Raw genomic sequence first — 12,563 nt, 5'->3', positions numbered from 1 at the left:
GGGCGCGAATGCGGTCGGCGGCTCGACTATCCTCCGCTGCGCCGCTGCAACTCTCGTCCTGTGTGCCCGTCGATGGAGCACCGCTCTCATTTAACTTTTGCCAAAAGAGAAAGCCACCGTCCCATGTTCCGCACCCTGCTCAAGTCCAAGATCCACCGCGTTGCCGTAACCGACTGCGAACTGCACTACGAAGGCTCCTGCGCCATCGACGAAGACCTGCTCGATGCCGCCAACCTGGCCGAGAACGAACAGGTGCACATCTGGAACATCAACAACGGCGAGCGCTTCGTCACCTATGCGATCCGGGGCGAGCGGGGCACCGGCATCATCTCGGTCAACGGCTCGGCCGCACGCCGGGCTTCGGTAGGCGACCTCATCATCATCGCGGCCTTCGGCCTGGTGCCGGAAGACCAGGTGGCGGGCTACAAGCCCAAGCTCGTGTTCGTGGATGGCGCCAACCGCATCAAGGAAGAGCGTGCGCACATTCCGGTGCAGGCGGCTTCCGAAGCTGCAATGGCCTAGACCTCGCGCACATCCAACTCGGCTTTTCGTGACAGAGTTTGCAAGAGCGGCGCATGCGCTCATCGTGCGCTCATCGTTGTCCCCGTAAAGCAGCTCCGTGCCACCTGCGCCGCACGCGTTCGTCCAGCCCGAGCCATGCGGCGTTGTTCATTGACGTTATTGCTCAGAAAGAACTCCATGAAGATCAAGCAATTCATTCTCTCCAGCGTTGTTGCATTCGCCAGCCTCGCGGTGCTGGCGCCGAGCATGGCCTCGGCCGCGCCGTCCCGTGGCCACAAGGCGCACGCGCACAAGGTGTGCAAGTGGGATGCGCACCGCCACCAGCGCGTGTGCCGCTGGGTGCGCTGAGTTCGTGTGCCGACGAGGCACGTGACACGACTGGCAATGCGATCGACCCCGGCTTCGTGCCGGGGTTTTTCTTTTGGCGCTGCGGATGTTGAGTGGCTGGGCTTTCGCGTGAATGCGGACCGCGCGATGTGGGGCAAGGTGATCCGCGAAGCCAAGGTCAGGCTGGACTGAAGGACGATGGCCGTGGCCAGGCCGGTCGCGCTGGCGGGTATTCTTCGCCATCGAATCTGCGACGGAGGCAGTGGCCATGTACACGGAACAAGGCGGCGAAGGTCCCGACCTGCTTCTCATGCTGCACGGCATGGGCGCGACGGGCGCGGTGTGGTCGCCCATGTGCGCCGAGGCCAGTGCCCGCTGGCAGGGCCGCTGGCTCGTGCTCGACCTGCCCGGGCACGGCCAATCGGTCCGAGAGGACGCCTATGCCATCGGCCAATATGCCGCCAGTGTCGCGCGCGCCGCGCTGCCGCACGTCCATCTCACGGGCCGGCTCGTGGTTCTCGGACATTCGCTAGGCGGCGTGATCGGCCTCGCGCTGGCCACTGGCTGGTTCGGCGTGACGCCGCACCGGGTGTTTGCCGCCGGCATCAAGATCGCGTGGAGCGATGAGGAGCTGCGCCGCATGGAGGCGCTCGCATCGCAACCCGCGAAACGGTTTTCAACCGAAGAGGAAGCGTGGGACCGATACCTCAAGGTGTCAGGGCTTGCGGGCATCGCCGGTGCAGCGGCACCCATCGCGGCGCGGGGCATTGCACACGACGCCGATGGCTGGCATCTCGCGATGGATCCTCGCGTCAATGGCGTGGGCAAGCCCCCGATGGCCGAACTGATGGCTTTGGTGCGCTGCCCCGTGCACCTCGGCCGCGGAGGCCATGACGCGCTGGTGACCCTGGAGCAGACCCGCTCGCTCGATCGCGAGGCGCGGGACCTGGGGGCGCACGGCCACAACGTGATGGTCGAGGCGCCTGGACAGGTCTGGGACTGGGTGACCTCGTTCACATGAGATGAGGCCAGTGCGCGGCTTGCCTCAGGCGCTTCGAATCGGCACCACCCGTACTTCGGCGGCGCGCGCTCTCAACTGTCCGCACCCGCCGTCGACGTCCTGGCCGGCCGAATGGCGCAGCTTCGTCAGGATGCCGCGCTCGTGCAACGTGCGGGCGATCTGTTCGCAGCGCTCCCACGACGGGCGGCTGAACGCCACGCCATCCACCGCGTTGAAGGGGATCATGTTCAGCACGCCGTATTTGCCGGACAGCAGCCTGACGATGCCTTCGATTTCCTCCGGCCCGTCGTTGATGCCTTCGAGCAGCGTCCACTGGTACTGAATGGGGTAGCCGGTGGCACGCGCATAGCGCTCGCCCGCGGCGACCAGTTCCTCGGGCGTCATGTTCGGCGCGCGCGGAAGGAGCTTCTTGCGCAAGTCGGCCTTCGTGGTGTGCAGCGAGAGCGCCAGCGCGGGCCTCACGCGGGCCTGGCTCAGCCGCTCGAACGCGCGCGGATCGCCCACCGTGGAGAACACCAGGTTCTTGTGGCCGATGTTGCCCACCGTGCCGAGCAGTTCGATCGCCTCGATCACGTTGTCCAGGTTGTGGGCCGGCTCGCCCATGCCCATGAACACCACCTTGCGCACCGGCCGGCGCATGCGCGCGAGAGCGACTTGGGCAATGATTTCAGCGCTCTCCACCTGGCGGAGCAAACCGTCACGGCCCGTCATGCAGAACTGGCAGCCGACGGCGCACCCCACCTGCGACGAGACGCACAGGCCGTCCCGAGGCAGCAGCACGCTCTCCACGGTCTGGCCGTCCGCAAGGGCCACGAGCAGCCGCTCGGAACCATCCGCACCGGGATGCACCGCGTGAATGCGCGCGAGCCCCGCAAGCTCGGCCTCGATGGACGGCAGGGCCTCCAGCAGCGACGACGGAAAGAAGGTCCCCGGCAGCCGCCTGCCGCTGTTGCGAGGCAGCGCATGGGACCACAGGCGCAAGATCCGCTGCTCGTGGCTGGGGCCCGCGCCGGCTTCGCGGAGTCGTCGTTTCAGTTCGTGGATTCGCATTCGCTGCTTGGGGTCAAGGGGCCGGTGATGTAGGGCACGTTAGACGTGGCGTGAGTTGCCTTGCGCGTGACTGGGTACGATCGGCCATGCTTCAGTCGAAGTTCCTTCACGTCCCGGTGGCATCCCTCGTCTCGCTGGCCATGCTTTGCGCGAACGTGTCTGCGGTCGCCGGGTCCAGACCAGAAGCCGCGCCCCGGTTTTCCGATTATCCCGCCACTCGGAGTGCGCAGCTGCGTGCCGCTGATCCCATTCGGTTGCGGCTGACCAGTCCGTCGACCCGACGCTACAGGACGATCCTGCATCAGGAATTCACGAAGCCGGCAAATTTCGCCGGCCACCTGCGGGTGGCGGTGTGGGGATGCGGAACCGATTGCCGAAATTTCGCAGTGCTCGACCAGAACACGGGCTCCGCGTACACCCTTCCTCGCGTCGACGAAATCTCGGGTGTCATGGGCAACGACGACGAACGGGTCGAATTCAGGCAAGACAGCCGGCTGCTGATCATTTCGGGCTCGATCAACGAGGGAACCGCGCCGGGCAAGTTCTACTATCTCTGGACTGGCAAGCGTCTCCAGCGAATCAGCGCGATGCCCTTGGTGGTCGAGCCGATCGCGATCCCCTGAGGCCCCACCTACCCCTTTCAACTCGTCGATGCCATCCATCGAGGCGCATCGCACGTCATCAAGAAACTCGATGAGCTGAGCGAGAAACTTTGCGTTGGCGTTCGCGAGCGCGGATTCCCACAATCGGACGCACCACATCAAAGCGATGCATCGCGGACCCGAACGAACATGTCTCACGCCCAGCACGTCGTCAGCGCCTACCTTCGCGCGAAGGACCACAACCGCCCGCATCTCATGCGACAGGCTTTTGCCTCCGATGCCCGTCTGGAGATGGTCGTCAATGGCGGGACCATCTCGTTCCCGCCATTGGCGCAAGGCATCGAGGCGATCACCGAAGTGCTGGTGCGCCAGTTCTCCCGCTCCTTCGAGAACGTGCACACGCTCTGCATCGGCGCGTCGCCGACGGACGACTCGCCGCAATACAGCTGCCAATGGCTGGTCGGCATGTCCGAGAAGGACAGCCGTGCGGCGCGCGTAGGCTGCGGCCGCTACGACTGGGTCTTCGAGCCCGGGCCCCCGAGACTGGCAACCCGGCTCACGATCACCATCGAACAGATGCACAGCCTTGCGCCCGAACACCTGGAGCCCTTGACGGCCTGGATTTCGAAGCTGCCGGCCCCTTGGTGCGCGGCGCCCGAACTGACGGCCGGCGCGCCCGCCATCTCGGAGCTTCGAACAGTCATCGAAGATTTCGGCTGACACCGACCTGGCGTCTTGCCGATCACCGGCACTACGCGCGTGCGAAACGCGCCGGTCCGTGCACCGTCCAGCCGCTGCCAGCCGTCGGATCGAGGTCGCGAGAGCAGCTCGTGAGCCCGTCGTCCAGATCCAGGGTGACGTTGATCCGCCAATGGCCGGTGGCGCCGCCGCGCTCTACCTGCAGCACAGCGAAACCGTTGCCCGTACCCACGGCGGCCGTGACCATTGTGGCGACGAAGGCGCCGGACACGGCGCCGAGTTCGACTTCGCCGTCGAGCCAGAACGCGTCGGGCCGTGCATTGACGAAGGTCCACGGCGCATACAGGCCCGAGGACACGACCGAGATCACCTCCACCGGCCCGTCCGCCGACTGCAGCCAGAGGCTCGACACGCTCGACATGTGCCGGTCGCCCGACAGCAGCACCACGTGCCGCGCGGTCGTGTCGCGCAGCAGTTCGAGCAGCGCGCGCTGCGAGGCCGGGTATCCGCTCCAGTCGTCCATGCCCAGGCGCTCTGCGGGGTCGCCGAAGGCGGCGGCGCGCGACATCGGGAACAGCGCCACCGGCGACACGATGAACTTGGGCAGTTCGGCGGGTGCGGCCTCCAGCCACTTTTTCAGATCGCCCATGCCAGCCTCGGCGCGGATCGCTGCAAGGTCCAGCCGCGTGGCATGCGTGTCCGTGCGCAGCGCCCGCCGCTGGCGCGTGCTGCGCGTGTCGAGCATGTAGAACGGAAAGCCGGCCGGCGCAATGCGGTAGTCGAAGGGACGCCGGTCGCGGTGCGGCCCGATGCCGCGCACCAGCTTGTGCTGCTGCGCGAAGTAGCCGTCGAGCGCGGCGCGTACGGCCGGCGTTCCATACGGGTCCGGACCCGGCTCCCAGTCGTCCATCACCTCGTGGTCGTCGAGCAGCGGATAGGTCGGCAGCGAGGCCATCACCTGCCGCAACGCCTCCAGCCTGAAGGTGAGCGCATAGGCCTGGCCGACATCGTCGCCGCCCGCCGGCACGAAGAGCCCCGCGGTCTGGTCGACATACACCTGGTCGCCGGCCAGCACCAGCAGCTGCGGCTTGTGCGGCGGCACGAGCAGCTCGAGCCGTTGCGCGAGCCGTCGGTAAGAAGCCTGGGCGGGCAGCCGGTCGACCAGGCCCGGCACGTACTGGCAACTGGCCAACGCGAAGCACAGCGAATCCTGGGCGGGCTCGCCCTCGCGCTGCACGGCGCCGATCCATGCCGGGTCGAGTCGCACCACGGCGCGCTCGCGCTGCGCGTCGGTGGCCGCGTCCAGCGTCCGCATCACCTGCTTGCGGATGGGCTCGATGGGTTCGTCCTGCGGCTCGGCGAACAACCCGGGCGCGAGCCGGCGGCCCCGCACGTCGATGGGGCCGCGCGCCATGGGCAGGTCGTCATGAGCCGTCAGCACCGCGAAGCCCTGGTACTCGGCGAGCCGTTCGTCGAAGAGGTCGATCTCCACCGCCTCCTGCAACAGCTTTTCGCGCGTGGTCGGGAGCGCCACCATCCATTCGAAGTCGAAGCTCCAGCGCCCATCGCGCCGTCGCGCAGGCACGAAGACCACGGCGCTCGCGGAGACGTGCGCGGGCGGCGGGCGCAGCGCCAGCCGGCAATGCAGCCGGCCCGCGTTGCCCGCCACACGACCCGCATGGCCGAGCCACGGGCCGGTCCACGGCAGGCGGGCCACCCAGTCGGGCGATTCGGGCTCGCCAGGACCTGGCTTCTTGTCGAACGCCTCGAGGAACCGCACGATGTGCGGGAACACGTCGGTGCAGGCGTTCTCGCCGATCAGCGTGTCCTGGTGGCCGTAGGCGCGCAGCACCAGCAATTGATGCGGCGTGCCTTCGCCAAGGAACAGGTCGCTGCCGACCGGGTCCGACGGATCCCGCAGCTCGGGTGGCTCCCGCGAGAGGCCGCCGTCCTTGCCGAACACGCGCTTGAGCAGCCAGAAGCTTTCGTACGAGCCGCGCCAATCGAACACCGCGTTGCGTTGCCCATGCAGCATGAACACCGGAAAGCCGAAGCGCTCGCCGAGCTGCTCGAAGCCCACGGCGTGGCCCTGCCCGCCGGCGTCGGTCAGCACCTCCTCGCGGGCGTAGCTGCCGACCTGGGCCAGGCCACGCAGCTTGACGAAACCATAGATCGAATCGAGCGCACCGAGCGTGTCCTTGCCAATGTTGTGCAGCCGCATGGTCTGGCCGAAGATGGCATCAGCCCGGTGCCGCACGGCCGCGAAACCCGGCGCCTTGCGCAGGCGCTCGGCCTCGCCATCGTCGTCGGGGTAGGGAAAAGTCGCCAGCAGGCCGTCGACGAGCAGCCGCTTCATGGGCGTGAGCGCGGGCCGCGTGTCGAACTCGTCGGTGCCGATGAACTGCTGCAGATAGCCCGCCACATAGCCCCGGAAGCGGTTGAAGGCCGTGGCGCGCAGCAGCGGCCCCACCTGCGACAGCACCACCGCGCCGATGGACGCATGCAGGCTCGGGGAGCGCAGCACCGCGACGCTGAACATGGCAGCGCCGATGCAGTGCGCCACCACGTCGACCTGGACCGGCGCCGCGTCGTCGGGCGTTGCGTATGCCGCCTGCACAGTGTGCAGGGCGTCCGGAATGTCAGCCTCGGCCACTTCGTCGAACGACCAGTAGCCGCGCGGACGGCCCGCGAAGCCGATGCTGGTGCGCAGGTCGAGCACCCAGACCTCGCGCCCGGCCGCGAGCAGGCTGTGCACCAGGTTGCCGGGAATGCTCTTGTGCGCGAAGGTGGAACCGCTTGCGCCGTAGCCGTGGATCAGCATCACGGGCCGCGTGCCCGCGCGAGGCTTCGGCGGGCGGTAGCGCGACAGCAGCCGCGGCGGCGCACTGCCCGGCCCGGCCGCGCTGACAAGGTCAATCCGTTCGGGCCACACGCCGAGCACCTCGCCGGGCAGGCGCTCCAAGTCGTTCTGCGGTGAATCGGGTGGCGGCACGAAATGCAGCAGATGAACCTGCAGCACGATGCGCAGCACCCAGAGCGCCAGCTCGGCCAAGTCGCCAAGCTGGTTGGGCATGTCCTGCTGGTGCTCGACGCGCAGCAGCGGCTGCAACTGCTCGACGAAGTACGAAGGGTCCAGCACCAGCCGGCCCAGCGGCTTCGTCGCTTCAACGCCGATCTGTTGCAGCTCACCCTCGCTCAGCTGCCGCCACGGGTTGCCGCCCTCGACGAACGCGATGCGCTTGGTGAGCCGCAGCCGGTCGCCCACCTTCAGTGGCGGGCAGTGTTCGACGCGCTCGACCGTCCAGTCGTATTCGATGAGCCGCACCTGCCCGAGATGGGAGCACAGCGCCATCAAGTCGGCCATGGGCGGGCCTTCGAAGTTCAAGGTCTTCTCGCCATCATCACCGCTGAGGTCCACCGTGGAGGCACGCGCAGACAGCAGCGCCTCCGCCAGCGCCTCCGCCAGCGACAGCAGCTTCTTGCGCGCCAGCGCGTGGCTGCGCAGAATGCGCTCGATGCTGTCGCTCTTCTCACGCACCAGCATTGATGCGGTGCCGCTGCAATGCGCGACGGACGCGTGGCAGCCCTTGCCGAAGCGCAGGACCACCACCGGCTGGGCCAACGCGCGCGGCGCCCTGCGCAGGGCCGGCACGTCGATGGGCTCGAACTCGACCTCGGCGCTGAGCGCGAAGGCCTGGCCGTCGACCTGCACGCGGCCCGTCATGCGCTCACGCAACGAGACGCGCGTGGGCGCGGGCGCACGAGGACGGGTCAGGTCGCGGCGCAACGGGCGCACCGACGCGGGCGGTTGCGGCGACCCGGTCAGCGCCAAGCCCCAGTCCGCGGCCAGCACCGGCACTGCGCGCTCGGCCAGTGCCGCGATGGTGAGCGAAGGGTTGATGCCGAGCGACACCGGCACGATCGAGCCGTCGAGCACCGCAAGACCCGGCAACAGCGGCGGCTCTCCTGCGGCGCAGTTGTAGACGCGGCCCCAGCTGTCGACCACGCCGCGCTCGGGTCCATCGGCCATGCGGCAGCCGCCCAACGGATGCACCGTCAGCACGGAGCCTGCCGGATGCAGGGCCGCGAGGCTCTGGAACGGCGGCAGCGGGCTCCACAGGGGGTTGGGCAATACGCGGCCCCCGAGACCACCCTCGCCGTCGTGGGCCGCGTGCAGCGCGCGCATCTGCGCCGCGAACACCGGCAGCGCGGCGACCTTGTCCCACGTGACGCGGACCTGCGCATCGGCCAGCACCTTGTCGCTGCCGCCGCAGCCGACCAGTTCGATGCTGCCGGCGGCGCCGTCGTCGCCCATCATTCCGTAGACCGGCGTGCGGCGCAGCATGTCGTCGTCGACGGCCAGCGGATCGCGTACTTCGTCGGGCGCGTGCAGGTCGAGGTCCGTGTGCGCGAGCGCCTGCAGTGCGTCGGTGGTGGTCACCACTTCGGCCAACAGGCGGCGCAGCGGCGCGGGAATGGCGAACTCCTCGATCACCAGCGGTCGCTTGCCCTTCTTCGCGCGTGTGCGCAGCAGGCCGGTGATGGTCGGCCCGATGCCCCGCGTGGCGGGCGCGTCGCCTTCGGGCGCGCAGGACAGCGCTTCGCGATGCTGGCCGGCCGCCACCGCGATCATGTCGCCGTTGGTCGAGAAGCCCTCTCCCAGAGCGCGCGAGAGGCACAGGCCGGGGCCCTCGGAGCGCTTGAGCAGCTCGGTGGAACCCAGCGTGCCGGCCGCCACCACCACCCGCCGCGCGCGCACCACGTAGGGCCGCGCGTTGTCCGTGCGGGCCTTGCGCCGGTCGGTGAAGAAGAACTCGACCGCATAGCCGGCCGCGCCCGGCAGCGCCGCGATGCGGTAGGCGGTGCCGCCTGTGAACAGGCGCGCGCCGCGCGCATGGGCCAACGCCAGGTAGTTGGTGTCCAGCGATTTCTTGGCGCGGTGGTTGCAGCCGCTCACGCAGTCGCCGCAGCGCAGGCACCGGTGCATGGCCACCTGGGCCGGCGTGCGGGTGCCATCAGCGAAGGCGATGGCGACGTGGGCCTTGCCACCCGATGCCGCGTGCATGCGCGTGCCGGCCTTCAACAGGGAGTCGAGCTTGGAAACGCTCTCGGGAATCTGCTCCAGCGCCAGCATGGCCTCGGCCTTGTCGTAGCCCTCTGCCAGCGCGCCAAGATCGAGGTCCGTGGGCCAGGCGCCGCCCTCGAAGGCATCGGGCGTGGCGCGTTCCATCACCGCCGCGTTGATGAGCGAGCCGCCGCCCAGACCGTTGCCCAGCAGCGCGTTCACGTCTCCGCCCAGGCGCAGATCGAACAACCCCGAGGCGTTGCCGCGTGCGGGCCGGCCGTCCTGCATGCTGAAGCGCACGTGCCCCGGCAGCTCGGCGAAGGTGGCCGGAAATTCGCCGGGCAGGTATTCGCTGCCGCGCTCCAGCAGGTAGACCTTGATCGGCACCGCGCCCGGTGCAATGCCGGGCGCAGTGTCCAGCGAGAACGCGCCCGCCAGCCGCGCCGCCGCCACCGCGCCGCCATAGCCGCTGCCGATGACCAGCACGTCGCAGTGCAGCGCGTCCGGCGGCGCCGCGAGGATCTCGCGCACCAGCACCTCGGCGCCTTCGGAGAGCAGGCGGTCGCCGTCGTTCATGTTCGACTCCTCGCGCGATGGCTCGCGGAATTCAGGAACCTTCGATGGCCGCGGCCAGCGCGCGGCCGAGCCCCCGGTCGTCGACGGGCTTGCGCAGCAGCGGCAGCGCCTGCCGGCGCGCCGCCTCGACCACGGCCGGGTCGGTGTCGGCCGTGACCATGACGATGGGGAGCGCAGGGTTTGCGGAGCGCTGCGCGCGCAGGCGCTCGGCCGCATCGAAACCCGAGACGCCGCCGCCGAGCCGGCAGTCGACCACCACCGCATCGGGCTCGCCGACCTGCCCCAGCGCCTCGTCGAGCGTGGCGGCGGACAGCACGCGGCAGCCCATCGCGCCGAGCGCGTTGAGGTAGGCGCCGCGCACCATCGGGTCGTCTTCCAGCACCAGCACGCAGCGCCCGGCCAGGCTCCACGGTGCATTTGCGCCCTCACCTTCGGGGCCGTCGGCGCCCACGGGTGCGGCGCGCGGTAGCCGCAGCCGGAAGCAAGCGCCTGCGCCGAGACTGGACTCGAGCTCGACCGGCACGCCCAGCAGCTCGGCCATGCGCCGCACGATGCCCAGGCCCAGGCCATGCCCTGCGGCGGGTGCTGCGCCGGAGCCCGGCGCCTGGAGCTGCACCAGGTCCTCGAACACGAGCCGGTGGTTCTCGGGCGCGATGCCGGGGCCGCTGTCCTGCACGGTCAGCTCGACTTCTTCCTTCGATGCGTCCGATGAATCCCGCGTGCGGACGCGCACCTCGACGGGCCCGCCCGCGGGCGAGAACTTGATCGCGTTGTCCACGAGGTTGGCCAGCATGCGGCGCAGCAGGTCGGGGTCGGTGCGAACCTCCAGGCCCGGCGGGCAGTCCGTGCGCAGGCCGACGCCGCGCGCTGCCGCCGCGGCACCGAAGCTGGCCATCACGGCGGTCAGCAGCCGGTCGATCCGCACGCGCTGAGGCTGGGCCACCACCACCCCGGCGTCGAGTTTCGACACGTCGAGCAGGGCATCGAGCATGCCGCGCAGCTGCTCCAGGCTGCTGTCGACCACCTCGACGATCGCGCGTGCATCGGGCGCCATCGCCACGTGGCGCAGCGCCCCCACGTTGAGCGCCATGGCTTGCAGCGGCTGGCGCAGGTCGTGGCTGGCGCCGGCCAGGAAGCGGCTCTTGTCGTTGTTGGCGCGCACCGCCTGGTCGCGGGCGATGGCCAGCTGCGCGCGCTCGAACTCCAGCGAAGTGGCCAGCGCCTGGTTCTCGGCGCGGATGCCGAACGATTCCTCGAAGGTCTCGAGGTTGCGCCGGGCAAAGCGCGTCTGCACGCCGAAGAACATCAGCACCAGCGCGCCAACGCCCCAGCCAAGCCAGCCGCCGGCCACCAGCCACATGGCGGCCGTGGGCACGAAAAGCAGCCCCGCGTAGGCCAGGAAGGCGGGCATCACGGTGGCGCTGGTGGACACAGCGCCTGCACCCCAGGACACCAGGATCATCGTGAGGACCGCGTCGAGCGTTGGATCCAGGCGCGCCATGAAAAGCGCCGCCGATCCGTTGCAGGCGCCGATCAGCACGTTCCAATACACAGTGGCGCGCAGCCGCTCGGCGATCGGGCGGGCGCGGTCGGCGGCCATGCGCGCGAGCGCGGCGGCGCGCCACTCGCGGCTGGCGATCACCGCCGCGAACCAGGCGAGCACCCACGGCGCGGGAACATCGCGCCAAACGATGGCGGCCACCACGACGGCGGTGAGCAGGATCTGCCAGCGCAAGCCCACGGCCTGCTCGGCGACCACCTGCAGGCGGCGTTCGTCCAGCTCATCAGACGCGGCCGGCATGCTAGGCGGCCTCGAGCGCCCAGGCCGCCTGCGCGTCGAAGACGCGGCACATGGCATCGGTGCGGTTGCGCGCGCCGAGCGCCCGATAGACCATCGACAGGTGCACCTTCACGGTGCCCTCGGCAATCTGCAGCTGACGCGCGATCAGCTTGACCGGCATGCCCCGCATCGCCAGTGCCAGCACCTGGCGCTGGCGCGGCGACAGCTCCACGCGCAGGAAGCCGGCAAGGTCTTCGCGCGGCAGTTCGTCGGGCTCGCGCGCGCGGGTCACGTCATCGGCCAGCACGAACTCGGCCGGGAGGTAGATGCGGTGGCGCAGCACCACGCGCAGGGCGGCCTCCATGTCCTCGAGCCGGTACGACTTAGGAATGAAGCCGGCCGCGCCGGCCTCGATGACTTCGCGCACGCGCTGCGGCGAGCTTTCGGCCGACTGCATGCACACGGGTGTGGCCTCGAAATGCGCCTTCACGGCCTTGAGCGCGGCCACGCCGGAGAGCTGGGGCAGGTGGTAGTCGAGCAGCAGCAGGTCGACGCCGGCGGGGTCCAGCTGGCAGGCCTGCTCGGCATCCCGCACGGCTTCGAAGTGGAAGGGGCGGCCGGGTTCGATCTCGGCGGCCATGCGCTCCAGCAGGAGGCGCGTGCCGTTCCAGACGATCTCATGGTCATCGACCAGCAGAACCTTCATACAGGCCTCTCGTCTACGGTGACCCTCCCCGTCCGCACGCAGGTTAGCGCAAAGCCCCCCAATAAGCGAGCGCCCGCACCTACACCAAAGGCCTAGTCCGATGGCCACGCCGCCACTGCGCGGCGGGACTAGGCCGCCGCCCGAAACACGCCCCGCCAGCGCCTAGGCGCTGCGTTCAATTGTTGCGGCGGGGCCCGCGCGGAAGACTGTCCGCA

10 protein-coding genes are annotated in these 12,563 nt (G+C 69.3%); 6 read left to right on the top strand and 4 right to left on the bottom strand.

The genetic code is table 11. The features are described from left to right. Positions 1–123 precede the first annotated feature (123 nt). From panD to BLR24_RS04865, 4 genes are all read left to right on the top strand, one after another. On the top strand, positions 124–522 hold the full coding sequence (gene panD, locus BLR24_RS04870; RefSeq protein ID WP_093013531.1) for an aspartate 1-decarboxylase: 399 nt from the start codon (positions 124–126) through the stop codon (positions 520–522). 177 nt (positions 523–699) lie between these two features. Continuing rightward, on the top strand, positions 700–870 hold the full coding sequence (locus BLR24_RS30595; protein ID WP_175543180.1) for an HHHH-motif protein: 171 nt from the start codon (positions 700–702) through the stop codon (positions 868–870). 36 nt (positions 871–906) lie between these two features. Further along, positions 907–1,041: a hypothetical protein gene (locus BLR24_RS31180; RefSeq protein WP_302848485.1), complete on the top strand. Its 135-nt coding sequence runs from the start codon at positions 907–909 to the stop codon at positions 1,039–1,041. 76 nt (positions 1,042–1,117) lie between these two features. After that, positions 1,118–1,870, top strand: a complete 753-nt coding sequence (locus tag BLR24_RS04865; RefSeq protein WP_093013528.1) for an alpha/beta fold hydrolase — start codon at positions 1,118–1,120, stop codon at positions 1,868–1,870. Between the two features lie 24 nt (positions 1,871–1,894). Here the strand turns inward: BLR24_RS04865 and BLR24_RS04860 are convergent, their stop codons facing one another. Next, positions 1,895–2,920, bottom strand: a complete 1,026-nt coding sequence (locus BLR24_RS04860; RefSeq protein WP_093013525.1) for an RNA methyltransferase — start codon at positions 2,918–2,920, stop codon at positions 1,895–1,897. An 86-nt stretch (positions 2,921–3,006) separates the two neighbouring features. Between BLR24_RS04860 and BLR24_RS30270 the strand changes: the two genes are divergently transcribed. Both BLR24_RS30270 and BLR24_RS04850 read left to right on the top strand, forming a co-directional pair. Beyond that, positions 3,007–3,543 (top strand): hypothetical protein, encoded by a 537-nt coding sequence (locus tag BLR24_RS30270; protein ID WP_139188710.1) that lies wholly within the window; start codon positions 3,007–3,009, stop codon positions 3,541–3,543. 168 nt (positions 3,544–3,711) lie between these two features. Beyond that, entirely contained in the window at positions 3,712–4,242 is a 531-nt protein-coding gene (locus BLR24_RS04850; protein WP_093013519.1) for a hypothetical protein, read from the top strand. A gap of 31 nt (positions 4,243–4,273) precedes the next feature. On the opposite strand, the gene BLR24_RS04845 is transcribed toward BLR24_RS04850, so the two are convergent. The 3 genes from BLR24_RS04845 to BLR24_RS04835 are packed head-to-tail and all read right to left on the bottom strand — an operon-like array spanning position 4,274 to position 12,348. Next, complete coding sequence (locus tag BLR24_RS04845; RefSeq protein WP_093013516.1) at positions 4,274–9,862, bottom strand: alkaline phosphatase D family protein; 5,589 nt, start codon at positions 9,860–9,862, stop codon at positions 4,274–4,276. Between the two features lie 31 nt (positions 9,863–9,893). Beyond that, positions 9,894–11,663: a hybrid sensor histidine kinase/response regulator gene (locus BLR24_RS04840; RefSeq protein ID WP_093013513.1), complete on the bottom strand. Its 1,770-nt coding sequence runs from the start codon at positions 11,661–11,663 to the stop codon at positions 9,894–9,896. Position 11,664: 1 nt separating this feature from the next. Then, on the bottom strand, positions 11,665–12,348 hold the full coding sequence (locus tag BLR24_RS04835) for a response regulator (RefSeq protein WP_093013509.1): 684 nt from the start codon (positions 12,346–12,348) through the stop codon (positions 11,665–11,667). Positions 12,349–12,563 lie beyond the last annotated feature (215 nt).

Origin of the sequence: Variovorax sp. OV700, assembly GCF_900099805.1 — a bacterium.
Taxonomy (GTDB): Bacteria; Pseudomonadota; Gammaproteobacteria; order Burkholderiales; family Burkholderiaceae_C; genus Variovorax.
The sequence above is the reverse complement of the archived record's forward strand: the minus strand, read 5'-3'. Positions and strand labels throughout refer to the sequence as shown.